Consider the following 20,794-nt stretch of genomic DNA (forward strand, 5'->3'; position numbering starts at 1 on the left):
GTTGTTCGGTTTCGAATTTTGACTATGGTCGGCGCCGGGAGGGGCCGATGGGGGATATCAAGGTCAGGTACACGGTCGAGACGATGCGTGACGGCAAAGCCGTGACGCGCATCGACGTTCAGGCTGGCAGTATGGTCGAAGCGGCGGAAACGCTTGGTCCGGTCAAATCCGGACTAGACCGGGAGCCGACATCAGGGGAATGGGTCCGCGTGACGGAGTTCGTCAGCGGTCGGACGAACTGGTTTCGGGCCGGAGTCTAGAACTTATCTGTGTGCTTTTGTGTTCGCGCGCCGCTCAGGCGCGTTGGCGGGCATGGCAAGTGCTGCACAAGAGCAACTTAAGCATTGCGGCCAATCTCAAAGCGGGGTAGTGACCAACCGAACCAGTGGGGTGCGGCCTCGCTCGATGACACCATGCATTCACGCTCGGCGCGCAGTCGTTTTTCTGACAAGCGCTGCATCAAGGCCAGGAGAATCATCCCGATGGATTTCCGACCACTGGCCTGGATAGGGTTTCTGTTGGTCGTCGTCGCGCGATGGGCCTACCTTTCCAATCGTGACGGCAGATGGATCAGCGTATCCGGCGGGCAGAAAATGAAGCGCTGGACCGGCACGCATTGGGTGTTCAGACCGATGACCGCCCATGAGGCCTGGGACGATATGGATTCGGTGATTTGGTAGCCTCGACAGCAGCGGGTAACCGCAACCGCCAGCTAGATGGCCTTCGTGGCTATGCCGCCATCTCCGTGGCTTTCTTTCACACCATCACGGCGCTCGACTACTCCCAGGTCCAGCGCATCGAGTGGACGGTATACTGGAAGATCCCGGATTTTTACGGGCGCCTGACAAAGCTCGTCTTCGCGCTTTTGAACGGAGAAACGCCTGTCGTTATCTTTTTCGTTCTCAGCGGCGCGGTTTTGGTGAAAAGCCTGATGCGCAGCGGCGGCGATGGCCCATTTCCGGTCGTGGCGTGGCAGTTCCTCGTCCGCCGCTTCTTTCGTATCTATCCGCCGCTGCTGCTGTGTCTCCTGGCGTGCTGGACGGCGTTCAATCTCATCGCGAGGCCGATTTCGGTCGATGATCTGGTGAAGAACATCTTCCTCTACGACTTCAAGGTAAACGGCGCGACGTGGACCTTGAATATCGAGATGCTAGCCGCGCCCTTGATCCTGGTCGCGTTCTTCGCATTCCGGTATTTCAAGGAAGCCGGGTTCGTCCTGGCGATCATCGCGATCTCGGCCGCCTTCGTCCATGTCTACCCGGCGGCGCCGCCTGTGAACATCAGACTTGTGTGGACATGCTTTGCCCTGGGGATGCTGATCCCTACCAGGGTTGGCGAGTTCGCGGCCTATCTGCTGCCGAAATATGCGTGGATACCCTCGCTGGCGGTGATGTTCTTTGCCCGGCATATGATCGAGGATGTCGGCTCGGCTTTCTGGGTTCATCGCATTGCCGCGGCCGCTCTGGTGACCTCCATCTACTATGGCAAGGCCGGGCGTTTTGGTGAATTCCTCGAACGCCCGATCTCCCTCTTCCTCGGGGAAATCAGCTACAGCTTCTACCTCTACGCAGTATTCGTGATGCAGATCATTGACGGTCCGTTCAAGGCATGGCCTTGGGCTGTCTCCCATCCGCTTGAAGTCGGCCTACCCCTGTCCGTTGTGGTTGTCTTGCTGACCATCCCGATCGCAATGGCGTCGTATCGATGGGTTGAGAAACCGTCGATCTGGATGGGCAACAAAGTGGCGACGTTCTGGATGGCACCATGGCTGCGAATGAGCAAAGTAGCGCCCGCCGAATAGAACAGCCGCAGTTGGCACCGGGGAGACTGATGCGACATATCGACAGCCTAACTTCGCTGAGATTTTTCGCAGCGTTCGCGGTGCTTCTGCATCACATGCAGTTCATGCAGACCAGCTCCGACCCGGATGTTCGAGCACTTTACTCCGTTTTCCATGAGGGGCTATCCGGCGTTCAGTTCTTCTACATCCTGTCGGGCTTCATCATCTGCTACAGCTTCAGTGCCCGGCAGCGAGAAGGCAGAGCAGCCTTTTCCTATTTCCTGTACTGCCGCGCCGCGAGGCTATTCCCCTTGCACTGGCTGACACTGGCAGCATCAATTGTGATGTTTCACCCCTGGGATGGGCAAGCCGTCTACCTTATCAGGCTCCTAGCCAACCTGTCGCTTCTTCATGCATGGTCAACCGACGTGTTCACGTACTTTTCATTCAATGGGGTATCGTGGTCAATCTCAGTCGAGATGTTCTTTTATCTCAGCTTTTGCCTGCTGGTCGGGCTGCCGACGCGCGTTCTGGTTTTCATCCTGACAGCGATAGTCGCCGTCGTGTTCATCCAACTGCAAACTCCACAGCCTGACGGGACGGTTGGCCTGTGGCTGTTCTACGTGAACCCCGTCATGCGGCTGGCTGATTTCCTTGCCGGGATGATTGTATACCGGGCTTTCGTCTCGCACCGATGGGCGATACCTGCCTACGCTGTGACGGCGGCCGAAATCGCCTCCATTGCTGGCATCGGTCTATGTGTGTTTCTCGCCCCGATGGTCGCAGGTCAGCTTGGACTAGATCTCTATTACGTGCCGTCGATGGCACTGGCTATTTTCGTCTTCGCGCATGGAACCGGATCCATCTCTCGCGCCCTGTCGTGGCCGCCCCTTGTGCTGCTCGGCAATGCATCTTTCGCCCTGTATATGGTTCACCAGATGGTGATCGCACGGTACCTGCAATGGCAATTCGACACGTATGGCACCAACCAAGTGATCGATAATTGGGGCGCCTTGCAGATCCTGGCGATAACAGGAACGATAGCCATTGCTTTGGCCATCGCCCTGCATTTGCTGTTCGAGAAGCCGACCGAGCGCTTCCTGAGAAAGATGTGGAAGGCGCGCCCCCATGGTACATCGGCCCAATCTGCTCCAGAGCGTCTTCTGGAAACCCCTTTAGCGATTACTCCGATTGCGGGGTGAGGGCCGCAATCTGCGCTTGTTGCTCCAACACAAGAACTGTCAACGCTTGAAGACCGGCAGTGAGATCAGCGACGATCTTCGAAGGATCGATGCCTTGATATAGAGGTCGAGTTCCGGTCTTTGTCCACGCCGAACCTTCAGTCACTTCATCTTCGGTTGCATCAGTGATGATGGTCTTGTCGGGAGTGACAATGTTTCCGATATCAACTTCGGCGTCTTTTTCGCCCACCACGGCATGAGGCACGACGATTTGCGCCTCATGGGCGACAAAACCGTGCGTAGATGGTCCATTGGGATCAGCCAACCACTTGTGTCGAACAGGACGCAGCGCCAGCACGCGCAAAAGCGCATCGGGCACCAAATCGAATTGGTCGCCGGAAAGAGTGAACTCCACTAAAGGCTCGATATCGGTCTTCAGTCGGTAATCCGAAGAGGTGCTATAGCTCGTGGCTGATCCGGTCGTGGCGATAAAGCCAACGTTTCCATTCGGGTTGTAGAAGCCGATGAGGCCCTGCGTTGTTGGCGAATTGGTCGAAACGTTCAAGCGCCCGCTGCTGCCGGCAATGTTAAATCCGGCAGAGACACCAGTCGCGCTGAAGAAACCTACATTGACAATGTTCGTGAAACTTGTTGTGCCGACGCCACTGTCTCCGGCCTTATTGACCGGCGTATACCCCAACGCAGCTTGCGCACCGAGTGTGGTTCTCGCGGTCGCTGCGTCGGCATCGTCCAGCAGCGTTCGGGCAAAGTCTGTGAGGCTGAACAACGCTGCATTCGCCACCGCGTCGAAATAGACGCCCTGCCGTGCCGTCGGCACCAGCCCGCCAAGTGCGACCAGGGCGCTGGCCGCCAAGGTCTGCATCACCTGCCGCACCAAGGTCTGCGTGAACGGATCGTCGGCGGTGTAGAGGATGCGATAAGGCTGAGCGGTCTGCGTCGCGCCGGCCCACGGGAAGAGCAGCGTGATGCTCGTGTTGCTGTTGACGGTCAAGACCAGATTGACGCTGCCGTCCTGGCCGATGACCATATCGTAGGGCCGAACGTTGCCGAGCCAGAGCGTGGTCTGGCCGACCATGGCAGTCTGCCCCGCAGTCAGCGTGGCTGTGCCGACGGCGTAGAGGGGAGTGGCCATGATTATTTGGCCTCCCGCTGCCCGTCGGCGCCACCATCGCCGCGGATTCGATACTCGCCCAATTCGGCCTCAAGCTCCTTGATCCTCGCGTCGCGCTCCGCAACCATCTGGGTCAAGGTATGGATGTCGCCGGCGAGCATGAGGCGCCGGTTTCGATGCACCTCGCAATCGAACGTCGCTTCCGACAGCGCGGCGAGCGGGTGGATCTGCACCTGGTTGGGATCGGACATGCTGTTCTCCATGACTGGAAACCCCGCTGATGCAGGGCGAAGATGGTAAAGGGTAGTGGTCAGAGGCTGTTGGGGACGCCGAAGATATAGTAGCGAACGCCCTTCAGCTGGGCGTTGTAGGAGCTATAGGAACCATTGGCGACCGCCCAGGGCTGGTTGCCCGACGTGTAGATGTCGACGCTCGTCGGGCTCGTCGGGTTGATCCATGTCGACCCACCTGCCGACTTGCCGGAATCGGATCCCACATTGACGAAGATCGAATGGTGCTGCCACATCACGCGAGGTTCGTCGTAATCTTGAGGCGCAGGCGCATTATAGACCGACCCGCATTTGGGAAAGAGCGCCAAGCCTTGCGGGTTTGGAACCGTGACCGTCGCCTTGCGCACGCCCTTGAACCGGTCGCTGCCGCCGGAAATGTCCGTCGGAAAATCGCCAGGGAAATTAAGAAACCCCTCCTTGAGGATCGGCAGATACGACAGCCTGGTGTCGAACAGGATGTCATTCAGCCCCGGCGCGGCATCGGAAGAGCCCGGCCGCTTTATCTGATAGTATTCGCCCACGGCATCAGAAGCTCTCACCGTGACCTTGCTGCCGCCTGTCGTATAGGCATCGCCTGAATCGGCGTAGATCACATAGAGGATGTCGATCGACACATCGCAGGTGCTGACGATGGTCAGCGTCGATCCCGAGATGGTGTAGGTGAAGTCGTTGGCGTGCGAGTTGAAGCTGTCGATGAAGGGAGGGTTCCAGTAGGTGGCCTCGCTCGATTTCTTGCAGAGAAAGTCCATGTAGGTCGTATCGGTCATCGGCAGGCGTGTCGTGATGTTCACGGTGCCGAGCGCCGGCACGGTGACAGACCCGGACCGCATGATTTTCGCCGGTACCTTGTTCTCATGCACGATGTAATGGTCGAGATTTGTGTCGGCGACCGTATAGCCAGGAAGAGCAATCCGGAACATCGACGGGCTTATGCGGATGGGCTCCTGGCCCGAAACTGCGTTTCCGGCAAAGTTCGGAATCGCGTCCGCCTCCGCAGGGAGCGCATAGACGGACATGAGGGCTCGGGAAGTCGGCGGCGCCGCCCCGGACGATGTGAGCGCACCCACTTTGACGCTGGCACGATTGGCGCCGGCCCCGCTGTCGTAGCCGGAGTCAAGATCGATAAACATTTGCGATATGGCGCCGGACCAGGAAAAGATCTTACCCTGGCCGGTGGCCTGTCCCTGCCGCAGATCCAGATACGGGCCGCGGAACTTGTTGGTCACGTAGTCGAGCGCCAAGCGGTATTCGACGAGAGGCAGGTAAGAGAGGCCATAGGTCGCCGTGAACCAGGACTGGTAATAGGCGAACACCTGGAAGGAATTTCCGTCGTTCATCCAACTGGAAATCCTGATTTGGCAATTGTCTTCGTCGGTACCGGCCGGCAGATAGTAGCGGTTGGGGTTAAGCCCCGAACCGCCCGCTGCCGGATACGTGACGAAGTCAGGGCTGACCGCCACAATGTCCAGAATGTAGCCGATGGTCTGGATATTGGAATTGAAGAAGAACTTCCCTGTGGCGGTGTCGGGCGTCGTCAGCGGATCGTCGGCATCGCTGTAGAAGCCCTTGAGGACCGGACCGACGCCGGCGACGTTTCCCCAATAGACGCGCTTCATACGAACACCGAGATATCGGCAAGCGTGCCCGAGCCGCGAATGACAAGCTTGCTGTTGTTGGAAGAGAGCTGATTGAACTTGAGCGTGCCCACGACGATATTTTCGAGATAGGCGACGCCGGCCGTGAACACGAACGGATTGTATTTGTTTGTCCCGTCGGTGATGTAGACCTTGCTGGCGACCAGTCCGAGCATGCTGTCGCCACCGGCCAAGGCGGAGAGGAGCAGCGCCGCCTGCGAGGTCGCGCCGCCCGCAGTGGCCGCCACGCTGATACCGATGGTGGACAGTGCGCCAGCCTCAGTGGCGCTCACATAGGCGCGAAACAGGTTGGAGGCCGAGAAGTTGCCAACGGTCGCCTGGAGCCCCGAGACCGAGGTGCCTACGCCTGTGATTTGGCCGTTGATGTCGGTCGCCACCAGGCCGATCGAATTCAGGGCCGAGACAGTGGCCAGACCGGGCAGAGCTACTTCGAGCGTTTCCAGCCGCTGCACGATGGCCGATCCCGGCCCGGTCGCGGCCGTCACCAGCAACTGGTAATCGGCGGTCACCCGGTCGTAGACCGACTTGACCTGCGTCAAGGAACTTTGCCGGTCGAGATATTGCCCGGCGTCCTGGTTCGACGCCTCGCGGGCAACACGCCGCGCTTCGTCGATCAGGTCGCGGATGTTGACGTTGAGAGGCGCAAGCTGGTCGGCGGTTGCCTGGTTGATCTCGTCTACCAAGCCCGGGAGATAGACGTCGGCGTCGCCGAGACGCGCTTCCAGCGTGTCGACCTCGAACCACGCGGACGGGAAGAACGTGCGCGGCGGCGACGATCGCAAGGTATAGCGCACCGCCCACAGCGACGACGACATGACGCCTTCGTACAAATCCTCTCTCGTCTGGTCGGCCGTAGCCGGCTTCCTTATCGTGGTGGTCGGCACCATTCCGGTCGCGTCGATCGGGCCGTATTCAAGATCGACATAGGTGATGGTGATGTCTTCGAGCGCATTCCAGGTTGCGCGGATGGCGGCCCGCTTCGAACCGGTGGTTGCCTCTCCAACGATGCCACTGACCTGGAAATTGACCAGTTCGCTTTGATAGTCTGGTGCGCCGGGCACCACGGAATCGGGCGGCTGGGTCGTGTAGGCGGTCGGGTCGAATATGCCTTCTCCAACCTCCTGCAAGGTCAGGTAGACGGCGCGGCAGGCCTTTGGCCCGAGCGGGCCGAGCCGGCGGCGCAGGATCTGAAAACTCTTGTCAAAACCCCCGGCTTTGTCGCTCTGCCACCTGATCCACTGTCCGACCTTCAGGCCGAGAAATTTCGGCCGCAGGCAGATTTCCGCATTGCCCTGATAACGGCTGGCGCGCAGCGCGATATCGTTCAGCCGGTCGCCGACGGCAGGATCGGTTACCGCCTCGTAGCCGATCGACGCCGCAAGCCGTTCGCGGTCGGCTGCGAAGGCGGGCGCATCGGTGCGCGTCGCCAGCGGCAACGGCTCATAGAAAGTGGTCGGATCGTAGTACGTGCCGGCGATGGTGTTGACGAGCTCGGACCGCGTCCGCTTCAGCGAAATCCGTTCGTCCTCGTCGACCAGCAAGTCGGCATCGGTGATGGTGGCGACGACGGCCTGGTTCGCGCCCGCGATCGGGTATTCACCAGCTGGCCCGTTGTACCAGGAGCCGGCGCACGTCGCCAGGATCGGCTCCATGTTGTTGGCATGGGTGACGCCCTGGCCGGCCGAGGCGATATAGGCCGAGGTGTATCGCGGGCCGCTGGCCATGGCCTCGTCGGCGATGTTGGCGGCAAGCGTCCAGTTCGCAAGAGGCAGGCGTGACGCCGCGATGCCCTTGCCGACAATCAGCTGATCGCCCAGGTAGAAACCGCGCTCCAGATTATAGGCCTGGATGATCGGATTGGCGGACGGTCCCCACGTCGTGGGATCGCTCCAGCGCTGATCGCCGTCACCGCCGACCGAATCGTCCTGGCGCCAATCGTAGCAAACGCCTTCGACCTCGAAGAAGGCATCCCATGGGTTGGGCAGTTTTTCCCGGTCGAGCTGCTGGGTGACGACGGCGTAGGCTAGGCCGGCAAGCCGGTGCGCAACCGTCCAGCGGCCGGGCGGGTTGCTCTCCTCTATGAGGTTCGGATCGGCGGCCTGGTCGAGCGCGCCCGTATAAACCTTGACCCATATTTCGGCATCGATGTCCTGGATGCGGAATCCCCTTTCCGGGTCTTCCGCACCGCCGAGAGTTTTCCACGCGCCATCGTAGCGAACGCGGGTGACGCCGCTGATCCGGAAGTGGGAGAGGACATAGACGTCCTGGACCCTGCGGTTGCCGGTCTCGTAGGCGTTCCGGTAGATGAAATGGCCGGCCAGTCCCCGCTTGCCCAGCACCACGGTGCGCGGCAGGTTTTCGCCATACTGCGCCTGGAGGTGCGTGACCTGCGATGGCGCCGAGGGCTGGCCGATCAGTTCGCCGACGGCATATTGCGCGGCGATGCCAAGGCCGAGGCGCGCCACGCCGGCCAGGATCGTTCCCGAACTCAGGAACGCCGACGCTCCCGAAAGGACGCCGCCAATGGTGGTGACGATCGACCCGAGGAAAGGCATCAGTCACCCACGCGGAAAGCCGAGCGGATTTCGGTCTGCGGCACGAAGGTCAGCCCGGCCTCCGTCTTTACCGCCGCGCCGTACTCGCAGATGTAGCCGGCGCACAGATCGCCGTTGCGCTCCACCACGACGAGATCGCCACGGCGCGCCATCAGCCGCGGCATCTTCGCAAACAGGCTGGCCAGCGCCTCCTCGACATTCGCAAAGCCGCGCCTGCGCAGCATCCGGGCGGCGCCTGGCTCCGTCTTGTACTTGCCGGCGACCTCAGCGAACGGATTGGTGGCGATGACGGCCTCGACGGCATCACCTGCGGTTTGCAGGCAATCGGAAACGCCCCACTCGCCAGCCATGGCGAGGTGCTTTTCGGTCACGCGCGCGAGGCGGCGATCCCAGTCGTGAAGACGAGGTGTCGTGGTCATGCTGGTTCCGGGAGAGGTGACGATCAGAAGGTGATGTCGAATTTCTCGGTCTTGATACTGGTGGCGTATTGGAAGCCCAGGTCGCCGGCCGAGATCAGCTGCTGGTCTTCATTGCTGGCCGAGCGGTAGCCGTCACGATGGTTGTCCACCGCACCGGATATGACATGGCCTTCCAGCCGAAGCTCGCCGCCCGATTGGACATGGTCGATGAAGTCGACATAGCCGAAGGCCATCTCCTGCTCGACATAGAGCAGTTCGCGGGTGTCCGGATCGATATAGGCCTCGTAGATCCAGCAGGGCCGGCCCTTGTAGTCTTCCTGCTCGATGAGGGCGAGGATGTCCGGCGTCACGCCGAAGTCGGTCGCGGCAGGCATCGAGACGACAAACTCGGTCGCCTCCATGCCAAGCGAGCCCTCTGGAGGTTCGGCGGACAGCAGCTGGTTCGGCCTGTAGGTGATCGGACCGGCGCCATCGTCATAGACCAGGTCGTAATTGCCAAGCCACATGCCATGGAAGCCGGATCCGAGCTGGAACTTGACCATGCCGCGAATGACGACGCGGCCTTCCTCAAGCAGGTCCTGCAATCGGGTCGGGAAGGTCATGGATTTCTCCAATCGAATGGATAGGTTATGCCTCGCGCGGACAAATGGGGGGGAATACGGGTGTCAGGGATCGCGAAGATTGTTTGGTTCGATGAGCACGGTAGAGTTACGAGAGACCGGTCCATGGCGATGCCATGCCTGCGCATTGCCTGCGCTAAACGGGATGAGAACTCGACAAACCTCACAGGTGCTATCCAGGTTTGGGGGATGGTCGACACTGGCACTGATTACTGCCATCTACCAATGGACTTCCTGCGAAAGATCGGCGCTGCCAAGAATGGAAGCTCTATCATCGTGCACGGGATCGGCGGGGAATCGGGTGTTTCTCCGCTGTACGATCTCGATGTTATTCTGGAAGGGGTCGACATGAAGCTGGAGATTCAAGCTGTCGAGATGACGTTTCCCTATCAAGGGCGCCCGTTTCAGTCGATCCTTGGAAAGTCCCTATTCCAATACGGCAGGCTGATCCTCGACCAACCAGATCAACCAAGCGAATTTCGATGGGTTGGCGACTATCGGAGATAGCCGTGCCGCAATAGGCGCCCGGATGGCTCGCCATTGTAACACGAAATATCTTCGTGGCTTTCTTCATTTCGGCACCTCGACCAAGGTGAAGGCGACAACCGGCTTGTGATCGTCGGGAATGGTGAAGGAGCCAGGCACCACGCGGCAGTTCAATTCGGGGCGCAGGAACTTGGCGATGGCGCCGGCCGTGATGTAGCCGGGGACTTCCGGCTCGACGGTGAGGCCGATCGCTCCAGCCGCGGCGACGGCGCCGACGACGACGCGGTGCAGCGAGCGATAGCCATCCTTCTGAAGCGAGAACAGATCGCCCGGCATCATGGTCAGGCCGTTGACGACGCCGTCGAGCGCAACGGTGAAGCCGTTCGTCACCGAGACCAGGTTGCCGTCATCAGCCAAGGCCGGGGCGGTCGGGTTGCCCCAATAGGCTTGCGGCAGGCTGATATCGACCGGGCGCCATACGACAGTGAGTTTTCCCTTCCTGGCCAGCGCGCCGAAGGCCTGCACCAGCATCAGTTCGCTGGCTTCGAGAGGCTTCGTGCGCATCGGGATTTGCCAGTAGGAATCGGCGTATTCGGTGAAGCCGATATAACGCTCGCCGGCCCGGTCGACGGACACGGAATCGACCAGGGCCGGCCGCGTCAACAGGAAACGAACCGCAGGCAGATCGATGGTCACGCGCGGATGCCCTTGATTTTCATTTCGCGCAACGATTTGGCAACGTTGGCGGTGAACTCGCGCCGCTCTTTCGCCATCACCTCCTGCAACTGCTCCGCCACGCCCGGCTGGGCATTGGGCCCGATCGTGATATTCGGGGCATAGGTTACGGAAGCGCTCGGCGCTGCGGCCTCGGCGGAATAGCGGTCCATGTCCGGCACCTTGGGAACAATGACGCCGCTGACGCGCGGCACGAACAGCTCGGGACGCTCCTCGCCGACGATGTAGGGTTGGCCGGCCGTGACCGGGCCGCCGCCGGCCCTGAATATGTCCTCGGACCAGGGGATGCCGCCGCCGCCGGTACCGCCCCCGAACAGTTTGCCGATACCGCCGAGGATGGTGCCAAGCACTCCACCGCCGCCGCCCCCGGCGGCGCTGTTAGCCTGCATGATGGCGTCGATCAGATCGTTCTCGATCTTGTCGACGATCTTGTTCAAGGCGTTGATGGCGACATCGCCAAGATCCTGCCAGTCGAGCTTGCCGTCATCGAGCGCCGAGCGGAGGTCGCCGAAGGCGCCCTGCAACACATCGCGCTGCAGCTGCTGCGTCTGACTTGCCTTGCGCAGCTGGTCGGCCTGCTCGGCATAGGCTTCCGAAACGGCATTGATGTCGGCGACCTGCTTCGGCGACAGCTGCGCGTTCTGCCAGTCCTGGTCGCCCTTGCGGCGGGCCTCCTCGCGAACATCCTTCAGCGCCTGCTGCTCGAGGTCGAGCGAGACCTGGCGCTGCTGCTGCTCCTTGAACGACAGGCCAAGCGCCTGCTGTTCGTTCAACAGGGCAGCCGTGCGATCCTTGACCGCCTGGATGTCATCCTGGACCTTGTCGTCGCCGGTCGCGTGATGGCTCGTAGCGGGTTTCGGCGCAGGGGGAATGACGGTCGGCTTTTCGGGCGGCGTCGCCGCCGCCTGTGCCTTGCGGGCCTCCGCTTCCTGCCGCCGTGCGGCAACGACGTCCAGAATGCGCTTCTCGTGCGCTCCGAGCGCCTCGTTTTCGCGCTGAAGGTCCCGGATGGCATCATCGGCGGTTGACTGGCCGAGCGACGTTCCGAAAATACCATCGTCCGGCTGTTCACCGTTCTGGTAGCGCTTGATCTGGTTCTCGATATCGAGGCGCTGCTTGCCGATGGACGCAAGCTGATCATCCAGGCTCGATGACTTCTGGTTTTCGAAAGACTGAAATTTGTCGATGAAGTTCTCGAGATCCTGCGCCGCCCTGATAATGGCGCCCTTCAAACCGACCTCGACAGTGTTGGCGAGCGCGTCGAACTTCTTGTCAATCTCGTCGGCGCTGTTCACCATATCGGTCGACAAGACAAGTCCGAGATTGTGCGCCTCGTCGCTCATGTCGCGGATCGCGCCGGCGCCGCCGCGAAAGGTGTTGACCAAGTCTCCGCCCCTGTCTCCGAAAGCGATCGTCGCCAGCCGGAGCTGATCCTGCTCCGTGCGGGCATTCTTGATCAGGTTCGCATAGTCACCGAGGATATCGGTCTGTTTGCGAAGATTGCCTTCCTGGTCACGGAGCTGGACATTGTTGGCCTTCAGCACACGCGACAGGTCATTTTCGCCACCAGCGGCAACCTCGGCGATCCGCTTGGCAAAACCGGCCATGGATTGATCGAGTGTATCGGTCGACGCTCCGGTCTTCTCGGCCGCGTAACGAAGCTCCTGAAGCGCGTCCGTGGTCAGGCCTACCTTGTCCGCGACATCGCCTATATCGGCAACCTCCTTGATCGCCTTTCTCACCCCGTCCAACGAGAAGCCGACACCGATCGCCGCCAGAGAGGCTACAACCCCGCGCGACATGGTGGCGATGGTGGATTGCAACACACTGAAGTCCGATGAAGCGCCACGTGCCGTCTGCTGGACCAGCCGGCGGATGTCGCGCATGGCTTTCTCGAAGCCACTGGCGTTGGCGGTTATGAAGGCTTCGACATCAGGACGCGCCATGGTGTTTTCGTCCCTTCATCTGCTTTGCGCGGAATTGCGCTTCGAGCGCCGCGCTCTCTTCGCCAGTCAAGGGTCGCGGTTTGCTGTTTGGAAATTTGCCCTCAAGGGCGATGACGAGTTCGGCCAGGGTCGAGCGCCAGAAGGTGGCTGGCGACCATCCGAGCGGCCCGGTGGCCACTTGCTGCCACAGTTCAACAAAGCCCCTGACTGTCAGGGGCTTTGCACGTTTCCCTGGGGTTGTTCCTTCCCACGGGCGTCGGCCTTTGCCAGATGCGCGGCAATGGCCATGGTGAAGGATTTTCGCCATGCCGTCGCATCTGCCGCCGTGAGCGCCGCCTTGGCCGCGATTGCGTCGCCGTCGATGACAAAACAGTCAAGAGCCGGCTTGGCGCGCCGTGGGCTGAATGAGATCAGGGATTGCAGCACCGACGACATTTCGTCGATACCGGTCACCTCGCTGTAGGCGGCGAGCCGATCGAACTCGATGCCGACGACGACATCGACAATGCCGATCTTCAGCGAAGCCTCGCCGCGCAACGGGTTGGGCAGCTTGATCATCAGACTTCAGCCGTAAACGCTTCGGTCGACCCGTCGGCCAGCGAGAAGTTGGCGTCATAGGTCATGTCGCCCTCGAGCTCGCCGGCCAGCGTGATCGAGACGTTGTACTTGCCGGAGAAGTCGCCCCAGCCCGGCACTGAGATCAGGTAGTACCAGTCGCGCGCCTGGCGGGCGTCTTCCAGCATGCCCTTGCCGGCGGTGTTGTTGATCTGGAGACCGGAGATCTGGAAGGTGCGGTTCTGGATGCCGGAGCCTTCGGCCTTGACCAGCGGCGCGCCCGGATTGGTCAGGTCGGGGATGGTGCGGTCGAACCGGTTGGCGCTCATGTCGAACGAGCGGCTGCGGCCGCCGCAGACGAAATCGTATTCGGCCGGATCGGTCGCGGCGGTTGGCGTGTTGGTGGTGTGGCGGGCGATGGTGAGTGTTCTGCCGAGTTCCATTGCCGTCTCCTTCAGAGCGGGGTTTCAGGGTTGGCGGAGCTGGCGACATAGGTCACCAGAATGCGGACGAAGCCGAAGCCGAGCGGCCGGGCGGTCTGCGGGTCGATGGCGAACTCGCTGCCGGCGAGCGTGGTGTCGCGCGCAAGGCCGCCCTGACGCGGATCGGCGAGAAGCGCGGCCTCGACCGGAACGCAGAGGGCGTTGAAGGCGGTGCGCAGCGCACCTGCGGCGAGATGGATGACGATCAGGAACTCGACCTGGCGCCGGTAGGCGATATCGGTGACGGACGTCTGATGATCGACACTCGCGGTTTCACGCGCCGAAAAGACGGTCGCGGCCGGCAGCCGTTCTTCCGGAATGTCGCGGGTGCGCGGACCCGACGTGTCGGCGAAATCGGGAATGTCAGCCAGCAGCGCGTCGAAGCGCTGCGCGATCTGTTCGCGGACATGCATCGGATTGGTACCTTGTTCAAGCAGCGGCAAGCAGGACGCGCGTCATGGCGCGGCCATCGCGATGCACGCCGGCGGCGATGAAGGCCTCCCCGGCCGAGAGACCGACCGGAACGACCAGGATCGGCATCTCCTGCTCAACGCCGGGATCGGCCGCGGCGTCGATCGCCAAAGTATGCGTGACGCCCTCGACCGAAGCGCCCTGCTCCTCGGCGAAGCCGCCGGAGCGGAATTCGCGGAAGATGCAGGGCACGCGCCTGACGTCGCCGACCGCCACCGTGATGAGGGCTTCATGATCGCCGCCGAAGGCCGAGACGAAGGCCTCGCCCATGCCAAAGAACAGAGATGGACGCGTCGCCATCGTCAGGCGGCGGCAAGAGCGCGTTCGGCCTCATCCACGGCCTGTTGAGCCTCGGCGATATCGGCGGCGTCACCGTGCTTTTGCGCCGCCTCGAACGCCTCCCTGGCCTCCGCCACGGCGGCTTCCAGAGCCGCCCGGTCAGTCAGCAGGTCGGGCTGCTTGCCGCCCTTGGGCTTGCGCGGCGTGGCGCGAACCGGCGTGATGGCGACCTTGTGCACATCGCGATAGGTCGCGATCTGCTCCTCGGTCAGCGGCAGGATGTCCGCCTCGATCGAGCCGTTCGACGGCACCTCGACAGTGCCGCCATGGGTGCGCAGCACCTTGCCGCGGTTGCTGGAATTCACGGCCTTTACGCGGATGGTTTGGGCATTGTCCATGGGTGGCTCCTCTATCGAAGGTCGGAGAGAAATACTGGCGGTCAGGCGGACCTTGCCAGGATGGCGATCTGGTACTTTGCCGTTCCTCCGGCGCCGTTGGCGACGCGGATCTTGTCGCCGGTCGCCGCCGTCACCGTGGCAAGGCCGGCGGCGCCAGGCGAGAACGCGGCGAACATGCCGCCCGGTTCGATGGGGGCAATCGCCGCCGCAAAGCCCGGGACGGGATTTGTCGCGCCGCCGAGCGTCAGGCTGGAGAGATTCCTCGCCGTCGCGCGGTCCTTGGGTTCATTGACCACGATGATCCCGACCAGCTCGGCGGCAGCGACAGCAGCTCCGAGCGCATCGGTCAAAACGCCGGCGAGATCGATGTCATCGTTCGCCGAGGCGGCCACCGACCGTTCCGCCATGTAGAGGACATCGATCTGCTTGGCCGCGACACCGGAACCCAGCGCGGCGGCGAACGCAATCGCGCCGTTCCAGAACGGTCCGCCGCCGAACGTATCGGCGCCTTGCTGTCCGCCCGAGACGTTCATCGAAATTGAGGCTTTTGCAGTCATCGCTGGTTTTCCTTATCTCCAATCGCCAGCAGCCGGGCGTTGACGCCCGGCTGTTGATCGATCGCGCGGCCTGATTAGTGGTTGACGCCCTTTTGCAGGACGTCGGGGCGTGCGCAGATGTAGAGCGGGTAGGAATAGAGCTCGCCCTTGGTCCAGGCCTGGCGATCCTTGTCGACGACATTGATCGCGTAGGTATCCTGGCCGCGCGTGTTGACGAAGGGGCCGAACTCGGCCGGCGCCATCGCCTTGACGAAGACGCCCGGCGCGTTGACCGGGAAGAACTTCGCCTCGCCGGCGGCGACGGCGACGGTCGAATTGTCGTCGGTGCCGCGATAGTTGTGAAACACGATGCCCCCGAACTCGAAGCTCTCGAAGGCCTGGGTCTCGCGAAGCGCCTGCGCCGCCTGCCACTGCAGGTAGAACTGGGCCACCTTGGGATGCGTGACCAGATCGTCATAGAAATCATCGCCGACGATGGCATGCACGCGCGAGGCAAGGGTGAAAGCGCCCTTCGACGCACGGATCACCAAGCGCTTGACGTCCTGGCAGATGCTCCAGACGTTGGTGGTATCGACATCCAGATGGAAGTTGATGGCGGCGGGCTCGGCAATGCCGAACTCGGTGAAATAATTGTAGATGACGGTGGTGCCATCGGCGTCGAGCAGTTTGCCCTGCAAGGCGCCGAGGCGATGGTACTCGTGCGTGAGCTCCATGTTGCTGCGCACCTTGCCCAGCCGCCCCGCATACTCGACCTGGAGAGATTCGAATTCGCTTTCCGTGCCGAAGGCGCGGATGCCTTCGATCTCGTGGGCGTACATGGTGAAGGAATCGGCCAGGCGCGTGGTGCGGAGGTCCCTGATGTCGCGGCCGTCGCGATCGGTCTCTCGGGGCGCCGCGCCCAGCGGCGAGGTCGGGATCAGGGTAAGCGTCTGGCCCTTCTTCTCGACCGCGATGGTGCGGGTGTAGACCGGAACATCCTCAAAGATGCCGAGCGAACCGAGCAGGCTCGGCACATAATCAACCTTGTTGATAGCCGCCGTGAGGCTGACCATCGAGAAGGCCCTGTCGTTGAATGCGTCCATGGACAGCATGGCGGTTTCTCCATCGGCGGCGACATGCCGCGTTGTTGTGTTGGGAACCGGCTCGCGCCGGATGTGGATGAAGGGCGCCAGGCGCTACCGGAGCGCCGGGCGCGGGATCAGCGGACGACGATGCCGCGGGCGTCGAGGGCGGCCTTGGTCTTGGCCTTCTGCGCGTCGTTGGCGCCGGCGGCGTAGATCAGCTTCGAGGACTTCACGGCCGCCGCGCGGGAGATCACGGTGCGTTCATCCTCGACGGCGCCGATCGCTTCGAACAGGATCGCCGCCTCGACCTGGCTGCCGTCGACGGCGGCCGGATCGTGGCGCTTGAACTTGTTCGAACCGGCCGCGACGGTGATGTTGAAGCCGTCGCCGGCCACCATCGGCGTGGCGCCGGCGGTGATGGTGAAACCAAGATCGTCGGCATAGGCGATGCCGGTCGTGCCGGACTTGATCCGGAACCCGTCGGGATCGGTCACGTCGAACTTGGTCGCGGCGGTGAAGTCGACCGAATAGACGCCGACTTTGGCGCCGGGGCCACGGGTCACCGCCGAGATGGTCGCATTGCCGGTGTTGCCGCCCTTGGCGGCGGCGGTTGCGGCGCCGAGCGCCACCTTGCCGAGAACGGTGCCCGCCTCGAGCGCTCCGCCCGTCGCGTCGATGGTCCCGACATCGCGAGAGCGGAAATGTTCCGCTTCGGAGATCAGGAATTCGGCGGTGCGCGGGCCTTCCGTGAAGGTCGTCATGTCACTTTCCTTTCCTTTTCTGACGCCGGACGCTTTTTCCCGAAGGCATGTCGGCGAGCCGGCGTCGTCGAGCGGGGAATGTCATGGCCGCCGCGGCTGGTCGCGACGGCAGGTTTTCTCAGAGTTGGCTACTTGCCCTTGACCTTGACGCCGGCGGCTGCCAGCGGACCGTCCCAGGCTGCGCCGGCATCCTTGCTGCGCGGCTTCTCGCCGCCACGGCCGAGCTGCGAGGCGCGGCTGCCCATGCGGGAGGCGAGATTGGTGGCCGAAGCCGCCGGGCCGGCGGCCTTCAGCGCCGCAATCGCCTTCGCGGCGCGATCGTTGGTGGCGAATGCCAGATGCGCGGCGAGCGTCGGATTGGCTTCCGCAGCCTTCGAGCCGAGGATCGTGCCGATGCGATTGCGTTCGGCCTTGCGGCCCTTGGCGAAGGTGGCGCGATCGGCGGCCGACATGTCCTTGTCGTCCTTGTCGTCTTCGGCGTCGGGCTCGTCCTTGTCATCCTCGGCGTCGGGCTCGTCGTCATCCGTCTCGTCTTCGTCGTCGCCGTCAGTGGTGTCGACGGCCTCGGCCTTGTCTTCGTCGGTCTCGGCTGGCTTGTCGTCCTCGAGGCGCGGCTTGCCGCCCGTCGCGCGACGGATTGCGTTCATCAGGCTGCTCATTGTGCTGTTCTCCAGTTTGGCGGGCTTCAGCCGGCCATCTCGGTTACAAAGGCCCGGAAGGCCTCCGTCGGGTTTGCCACCGCATCGGCCAGACCGGCGTCGACCGCCGCCTGTCCAACGTAGGTCTCGGCCTCGGTGGCGAGGGCCTTGGCCTTCGGCAGCCGGTCGCCGCGATAGCGACCGACCGCCTCCGCGAAGAGGTCGCGAAGCGCTTCCATCTCGGTGCGGAACTTTTCCGCCGTGGCATCGGGCAGCGGCGCATAGGGCGAGCCGTCCGCCTTGTTCTTGCCGGCCGCCAGGATGGTGACCGTCAGGCCGGCCTCGTCGAGCGCGCGCGACATGTCGACATGCATGGAGATGACGCCGATCGATCCGACCATGCCTGTGCGCGGCACGATGATGGAGCGCGCGGCGGACGCCAGCAGAAAGCCGGCCGAGCAGGCATGATCGGTGAGGATAGCAATCACCGGCTTCTCGGCAGCGAGCGCTGCGATCTGATCGGCGCAATCGAAAACGCCGGCCACCTCGCCGCCGAAGCTGTCGACCTCCAGCACGACGGCGCTGACGCCGGCATCGGCACGAAGATCCGAGACCTGCGCGTTGATACCCTCATAGGAGGTCATGCCGGAATAGGCGCCGGTCCATTTGCCCTTGGCGACGAGCGTGCCCTCGATTTCCAGCACCGCGACATTGCCAACACGACGCACGCTTTCGAGCGAACTCGTCTCCTCGCCGGTGAACCAATCATAATTGGTGTCGTCGCGGATCGGCTCGCCGAGCACGCCGGCCTGCGGCGCGCGGATTTCGAACTGTGCACCGAGAACGCGACGGCCGACGGCGCGGCAGATGATCTCCGCCTTGCCGGGATGGACAAGCAGCGGCGTGTTGAACAAGCGCGATGCCTGGAGGGGATAGGTGCGCATCATGCCGCCTCCTCGCGTTCGCGCTTGTCGCGCTGGTCGTTCGATTCCGTGTCGACAGTCGATTCGGTCTGAATTCTCGCCTCGACGCGGCCTGCATCGGGATCAAGGCCTTCGGCGATCATCATGCGGCGGATGCGCCCGCGCTTGCGCGTCACCTGCTTCCAGTCGAGACCCTGCTCAGCGCATTCCCGATCGAGATCGGAAATGCCGAGCGACAAGCGCATGCCGGCGGCTTCGGCTTCCCTTTGTGGATCGACCCAACCGCGAGCCGGGCCGATCCAGTCGGCGCGGGCCCATGCCGCCGACATCGCCTCGAATGACGGCGCCTTGGCGGGCAGCTTGATCAGGCGCCGGTCAAAATACTCCTCCAGCCAAGCCCGGTAGATCTGGCCCATGAACTGGGCCGCGAACATGTCCTTGCGCGCCGTCAGGCCGCGCCAGATCTCCAGCAGCGCGGCGCGGGCGCTGGAATAGTTCACCTGGCTCCAGTCCATGGTCAGCTGCTCGTAGGTCAGCCCGACCGTCGAGGCGACGTTGCGCAGGCCGGCCCGGAAGAAGGCCTCGAAACCGGAATTCGGATGCCCGGGCTGGGTCAGCGTCACCTGGTCGCCGGGATAGAGGAAATGCGCGGTGCCGCCCGGCATGCGCGGCGGCGCTTCCTGGTAGGATTTGAGCCGGTCGAGATTGAGCGCGCTGATGTCTTTTGCCGTCATCGCCTCGGCGAGATCGTCGTGATTGCCCGGCGACGTGATGAAGGCGGCGAGAACGGCATTGACCATAGCGGCCTGAAGCTCGGCCTCGTCATATTTGACCATCTGCTTCAGTTTGCGCAGGATCGGTGCCATCGGCGGCACGCCGCGGAACTGTCCGGCGCGGTCTGCCTCGAAGGCATGCACCATCACCGGCCGGCCCCACTCCGTTTCGCGCTCGACGAAGGTCCATTCCGGCAAGCTCGCGCCCCACACCGCATCGTCGTCGGGATGATGCGTGCGGATGTGATAGCCGATCGCGGCGCCGTGCTCGTCCAGCTGCACGCCGGCGCGCCGGTCCGACGTGTCGAAGGTGGCATTCGGGTTCGACAGGCGGTCGGGATCGACCATCTTGACGAAGGTGGCGAACGATCCGCCGCGCGTTTCGTCCCAGCAGATTTCGGCCAAAGCCTCGCCGTCGCCGACACGCTGGCGGTAGGCAAGACCGAGAACGGCGGCCATCGGCCCCTGGCGTGACGCATTGCACCAGAAACCGGGATCCTCGGCGTAGGAGGTCCACGCCTCCTCGATCTGGTCGGCGATCTCGTCGGCTTCGTCGGGCTCGAGGTTGAGCAGCTTCGCCGGCAGGTCGACGGACAGGCGCCAGCCGGAGCCGACGACGAGATCGAGCGAGCGCGACATCGAGGCGGAGGCCCAGCCATCGTTGCGCGCGATATCCTGCACGCGGTCGCTGATGAGGTCGCGCTCGGTGGTCAGCGCCGATTGCCCCGAGACCGAGCGCGGCAGCCATCCCGCCATGTCCTGATGCGAATAGCTCGCGGCCTCATACGCGGAGCGGCCAAAGGGCTCGCCGCGCTGGATGATGGCCTGTGCTTTCATCGGCGCGCCGAAGCGATCGAGAATGGCGCTCATGCGTGGATGCCCCGTCGATACGGATTGCAGCCGAGGCCGAGCTGCGATTTCAGATCGGCGATGTAGCGGCGCAGCTTGGCCTCGTCGGTCTGGCTGAACGTCGCGCTCTCGCCGTCATAGGACAGCGACACCGTCGCCTTGCCGATCATCAGGCTATGCAGCGCCGCCTCGGCGGACGCCAGGCGTGCGGTCAGCACCGCCCTTTCGTCGTCGGTCAAAGCCAT

Annotated in this window: 26 protein-coding genes; 5 read left to right on the plus strand and 21 right to left on the minus strand. The window is 62.7% G+C overall.

The window, feature by feature from the left end:
• Positions 1-47: 47 nt before the first annotated feature.
• The 4 genes from LB566_RS03160 to LB566_RS03175 all read left to right on the plus strand — a co-directional run bounded on the left by LB566_RS03160 (position 48) and on the right by LB566_RS03175 (position 2,982).
• The gene (locus tag LB566_RS03160) at positions 48-260 is read left to right on the plus strand and encodes a hypothetical protein (RefSeq protein WP_224623044.1); all 213 of its coding nucleotides are present in this window, start codon (positions 48-50) and stop codon (positions 258-260) included.
• A gap of 153 nt (positions 261-413) precedes the next feature.
• Positions 414-680, plus strand: coding sequence for a hypothetical protein (locus LB566_RS03165; protein ID WP_224623046.1), 267 nt, complete (start codon positions 414-416; stop codon positions 678-680).
• A complete protein-coding gene (locus LB566_RS03170) occupies positions 674-1,801 on the plus strand; it encodes an acyltransferase family protein (RefSeq protein ID WP_224623048.1) in 1,128 nt (375 codons plus the stop codon). The genes LB566_RS03165 and LB566_RS03170 overlap by 7 nt, the downstream gene beginning before the upstream one ends.
• Positions 1,765-2,982, plus strand: a complete 1,218-nt coding sequence (locus tag LB566_RS03175; RefSeq protein ID WP_224623050.1) for an acyltransferase family protein — start codon at positions 1,765-1,767, stop codon at positions 2,980-2,982. Before LB566_RS03170 ends, LB566_RS03175 begins: the two co-directional genes overlap by 37 nt.
• Here the strand turns inward: LB566_RS03175 and LB566_RS03180 are convergent.
• The 6 genes from LB566_RS03180 to LB566_RS03205 are packed head-to-tail and all read right to left on the minus strand — an operon-like array spanning position 2,963 to position 9,614.
• Positions 2,963-4,114: a tail fiber domain-containing protein gene (locus tag LB566_RS03180; protein WP_224623052.1), complete on the minus strand. Its 1,152-nt coding sequence runs from the start codon at positions 4,112-4,114 to the stop codon at positions 2,963-2,965. The two genes, LB566_RS03175 and LB566_RS03180, sit on opposite strands and share 20 nt — an antisense overlap.
• 2 nt (positions 4,115-4,116) lie before the next feature.
• The gene (locus tag LB566_RS03185) at positions 4,117-4,344 is read right to left on the minus strand and encodes a hypothetical protein (RefSeq protein ID WP_224623054.1); all 228 of its coding nucleotides are present in this window, start codon (positions 4,342-4,344) and stop codon (positions 4,117-4,119) included.
• 59 nt (positions 4,345-4,403) lie between these two features.
• A complete protein-coding gene (locus LB566_RS03190; RefSeq protein WP_224623056.1) occupies positions 4,404-5,999 on the minus strand; it encodes a hypothetical protein in 1,596 nt (531 codons plus the stop codon).
• Positions 5,996-8,593 (minus strand): phage tail protein, encoded by a 2,598-nt coding sequence (locus LB566_RS03195; RefSeq protein ID WP_224623058.1) that lies wholly within the window; start codon positions 8,591-8,593, stop codon positions 5,996-5,998. The genes LB566_RS03190 and LB566_RS03195 overlap by 4 nt, the downstream gene beginning before the upstream one ends.
• Positions 8,593-9,012, minus strand: a complete 420-nt coding sequence (locus tag LB566_RS03200; RefSeq protein ID WP_224623060.1) for a DUF6950 family protein — start codon at positions 9,010-9,012, stop codon at positions 8,593-8,595. The genes LB566_RS03195 and LB566_RS03200 overlap by 1 nt, the downstream gene beginning before the upstream one ends.
• Positions 9,013-9,035: 23 nt before the next feature.
• Positions 9,036-9,614 carry a hypothetical protein gene (locus LB566_RS03205; RefSeq protein ID WP_224623062.1) on the minus strand — a complete coding sequence of 193 codons (579 nt, stop codon included), beginning with the start codon at positions 9,612-9,614 and terminating at the stop codon, positions 9,036-9,038.
• A 123-nt stretch (positions 9,615-9,737) separates the two neighbouring features.
• On the opposite strand from LB566_RS03205, the gene LB566_RS03210 reads away from it, so the two are divergent.
• Positions 9,738-10,139, plus strand: coding sequence for a hypothetical protein (locus LB566_RS03210; RefSeq protein ID WP_224623064.1), 402 nt, complete (start codon positions 9,738-9,740; stop codon positions 10,137-10,139).
• A 63-nt stretch (positions 10,140-10,202) separates the two neighbouring features.
• Here LB566_RS03210 and LB566_RS03215 read toward each other — a convergent pair whose 3' ends face one another.
• From LB566_RS03215 to gpW, 15 genes are all read right to left on the minus strand, one after another.
• Complete coding sequence (locus LB566_RS03215) at positions 10,203-10,814, minus strand: hypothetical protein (RefSeq protein WP_224623066.1); 612 nt, start codon at positions 10,812-10,814, stop codon at positions 10,203-10,205.
• On the minus strand, positions 10,811-12,799 hold the full coding sequence (locus tag LB566_RS03220) for a hypothetical protein (protein ID WP_224623068.1): 1,989 nt from the start codon (positions 12,797-12,799) through the stop codon (positions 10,811-10,813). Before LB566_RS03220 ends, LB566_RS03215 begins: the two co-directional genes overlap by 4 nt.
• The gene (locus LB566_RS30550; protein ID WP_224623070.1) at positions 12,786-13,106 is read right to left on the minus strand and encodes a phage tail assembly chaperone; all 321 of its coding nucleotides are present in this window, start codon (positions 13,104-13,106) and stop codon (positions 12,786-12,788) included. Before LB566_RS30550 ends, LB566_RS03220 begins: the two co-directional genes overlap by 14 nt.
• On the minus strand, positions 13,010-13,357 hold the full coding sequence (locus LB566_RS03230) for a hypothetical protein (RefSeq protein ID WP_224623072.1): 348 nt from the start codon (positions 13,355-13,357) through the stop codon (positions 13,010-13,012). The genes LB566_RS30550 and LB566_RS03230 overlap by 97 nt, the downstream gene beginning before the upstream one ends.
• Complete coding sequence (locus tag LB566_RS03235; protein WP_224623074.1) at positions 13,357-13,797, minus strand: phage tail protein; 441 nt, start codon at positions 13,795-13,797, stop codon at positions 13,357-13,359. Before LB566_RS03235 ends, LB566_RS03230 begins: the two co-directional genes overlap by 1 nt.
• Before the next feature lie 11 nt (positions 13,798-13,808).
• Positions 13,809-14,249: a hypothetical protein gene (locus LB566_RS03240; RefSeq protein WP_224623076.1), complete on the minus strand. Its 441-nt coding sequence runs from the start codon at positions 14,247-14,249 to the stop codon at positions 13,809-13,811.
• A gap of 16 nt (positions 14,250-14,265) precedes the next feature.
• Positions 14,266-14,607, minus strand: a complete 342-nt coding sequence (locus tag LB566_RS03245) for a hypothetical protein (protein ID WP_224623078.1) — start codon at positions 14,605-14,607, stop codon at positions 14,266-14,268.
• A gap of 2 nt (positions 14,608-14,609) precedes the next feature.
• Complete coding sequence (locus LB566_RS03250) at positions 14,610-14,984, minus strand: hypothetical protein (protein WP_224623080.1); 375 nt, start codon at positions 14,982-14,984, stop codon at positions 14,610-14,612.
• A 41-nt stretch (positions 14,985-15,025) separates the two neighbouring features.
• Positions 15,026-15,541, minus strand: coding sequence for a hypothetical protein (locus tag LB566_RS03255; protein WP_224623082.1), 516 nt, complete (start codon positions 15,539-15,541; stop codon positions 15,026-15,028).
• 74 nt (positions 15,542-15,615) lie between these two features.
• Complete coding sequence (locus LB566_RS03260) at positions 15,616-16,632, minus strand: major capsid protein (protein WP_224623084.1); 1,017 nt, start codon at positions 16,630-16,632, stop codon at positions 15,616-15,618.
• Between the two features lie 107 nt (positions 16,633-16,739).
• Complete coding sequence (locus tag LB566_RS03265) at positions 16,740-17,366, minus strand: head decoration protein (RefSeq protein WP_224623086.1); 627 nt, start codon at positions 17,364-17,366, stop codon at positions 16,740-16,742.
• A 128-nt stretch (positions 17,367-17,494) separates the two neighbouring features.
• Positions 17,495-18,025: a hypothetical protein gene (locus LB566_RS03270; protein ID WP_224623088.1), complete on the minus strand. Its 531-nt coding sequence runs from the start codon at positions 18,023-18,025 to the stop codon at positions 17,495-17,497.
• A gap of 26 nt (positions 18,026-18,051) precedes the next feature.
• Positions 18,052-18,951 (minus strand): S49 family peptidase, encoded by a 900-nt coding sequence (locus LB566_RS03275; protein ID WP_224623090.1) that lies wholly within the window; start codon positions 18,949-18,951, stop codon positions 18,052-18,054.
• The gene (locus tag LB566_RS03280; RefSeq protein ID WP_224623092.1) at positions 18,948-20,570 is read right to left on the minus strand and encodes a phage portal protein; all 1,623 of its coding nucleotides are present in this window, start codon (positions 20,568-20,570) and stop codon (positions 18,948-18,950) included. The genes LB566_RS03275 and LB566_RS03280 overlap by 4 nt, the downstream gene beginning before the upstream one ends.
• Positions 20,567-20,794, minus strand: a complete 228-nt coding sequence (gene gpW, locus LB566_RS03285; RefSeq protein ID WP_224623093.1) for a gpW family protein — start codon at positions 20,792-20,794, stop codon at positions 20,567-20,569. The genes LB566_RS03280 and gpW overlap by 4 nt, the downstream gene beginning before the upstream one ends.

It is taken from the genome of Mesorhizobium sp. CA13 (genome assembly GCF_020165235.1).
GTDB lineage: Bacteria > Pseudomonadota > Alphaproteobacteria > Rhizobiales > Rhizobiaceae > Mesorhizobium.

Excerpts from the sequence above, each read along its gene's own strand:
- LB566_RS03260 (WP_224623084.1), bottom strand. The coding sequence starts at position 16,632 with ATGCTGTCCATGGACGCATTCAACGACAGGGCCTTCTCGATGGTCAGC.
- LB566_RS03200 (WP_224623060.1), bottom strand. The coding sequence starts at position 9,012 with ATGACCACGACACCTCGTCTTCACGACTGGGATCGCCGCCTCGCGCGC.
- LB566_RS03275 (WP_224623090.1), bottom strand. The coding sequence starts at position 18,951 with ATGATGCGCACCTATCCCCTCCAGGCATCGCGCTTGTTCAACACGCCG.
- LB566_RS03245 (WP_224623078.1), bottom strand. The coding sequence starts at position 14,607 with ATGGCGACGCGTCCATCTCTGTTCTTTGGCATGGGCGAGGCCTTCGTC.
- LB566_RS03165 (WP_224623046.1), top strand. The coding sequence starts at position 414 with ATGCATTCACGCTCGGCGCGCAGTCGTTTTTCTGACAAGCGCTGCATC.
- LB566_RS03185 (WP_224623054.1), bottom strand. The coding sequence starts at position 4,344 with ATGTCCGATCCCAACCAGGTGCAGATCCACCCGCTCGCCGCGCTGTCG.
- LB566_RS03265 (WP_224623086.1), bottom strand. The coding sequence starts at position 17,366 with ATGACGACCTTCACGGAAGGCCCGCGCACCGCCGAATTCCTGATCTCC.
- LB566_RS30550 (WP_224623070.1), bottom strand. The coding sequence starts at position 13,106 with ATGGCGAAAATCCTTCACCATGGCCATTGCCGCGCATCTGGCAAAGGC.
- LB566_RS03240 (WP_224623076.1), bottom strand. The coding sequence starts at position 14,249 with ATGCATGTCCGCGAACAGATCGCGCAGCGCTTCGACGCGCTGCTGGCT.
- LB566_RS03195 (WP_224623058.1), bottom strand. The coding sequence starts at position 8,593 with ATGCCTTTCCTCGGGTCGATCGTCACCACCATTGGCGGCGTCCTTTCG.
- LB566_RS03235 (WP_224623074.1), bottom strand. The coding sequence starts at position 13,797 with ATGGAACTCGGCAGAACACTCACCATCGCCCGCCACACCACCAACACG.
- LB566_RS03180 (WP_224623052.1), bottom strand. The coding sequence starts at position 4,114 with ATGGCCACTCCCCTCTACGCCGTCGGCACAGCCACGCTGACTGCGGGG.
- LB566_RS03210 (WP_224623064.1), top strand. The coding sequence starts at position 9,738 with ATGGCGATGCCATGCCTGCGCATTGCCTGCGCTAAACGGGATGAGAAC.
- LB566_RS03160 (WP_224623044.1), top strand. The coding sequence starts at position 48 with ATGGGGGATATCAAGGTCAGGTACACGGTCGAGACGATGCGTGACGGC.
- LB566_RS03255 (WP_224623082.1), bottom strand. The coding sequence starts at position 15,541 with ATGACTGCAAAAGCCTCAATTTCGATGAACGTCTCGGGCGGACAGCAA.
- LB566_RS03175 (WP_224623050.1), top strand. The coding sequence starts at position 1,765 with ATGGCTGCGAATGAGCAAAGTAGCGCCCGCCGAATAGAACAGCCGCAG.
- LB566_RS03250 (WP_224623080.1), bottom strand. The coding sequence starts at position 14,984 with ATGGACAATGCCCAAACCATCCGCGTAAAGGCCGTGAATTCCAGCAAC.
- gpW (WP_224623093.1), bottom strand. The coding sequence starts at position 20,794 with ATGGCTTTGACCGACGACGAAAGGGCGGTGCTGACCGCACGCCTGGCG.
- LB566_RS03220 (WP_224623068.1), bottom strand. The coding sequence starts at position 12,799 with ATGGCGCGTCCTGATGTCGAAGCCTTCATAACCGCCAACGCCAGTGGC.
- LB566_RS03270 (WP_224623088.1), bottom strand. The coding sequence starts at position 18,025 with ATGAGCAGCCTGATGAACGCAATCCGTCGCGCGACGGGCGGCAAGCCG.
- LB566_RS03205 (WP_224623062.1), bottom strand. The coding sequence starts at position 9,614 with ATGACCTTCCCGACCCGATTGCAGGACCTGCTTGAGGAAGGCCGCGTC.
- LB566_RS03280 (WP_224623092.1), bottom strand. The coding sequence starts at position 20,570 with ATGAGCGCCATTCTCGATCGCTTCGGCGCGCCGATGAAAGCACAGGCC.
- LB566_RS03230 (WP_224623072.1), bottom strand. The coding sequence starts at position 13,357 with ATGATCAAGCTGCCCAACCCGTTGCGCGGCGAGGCTTCGCTGAAGATC.
- LB566_RS03190 (WP_224623056.1), bottom strand. The coding sequence starts at position 5,999 with ATGAAGCGCGTCTATTGGGGAAACGTCGCCGGCGTCGGTCCGGTCCTC.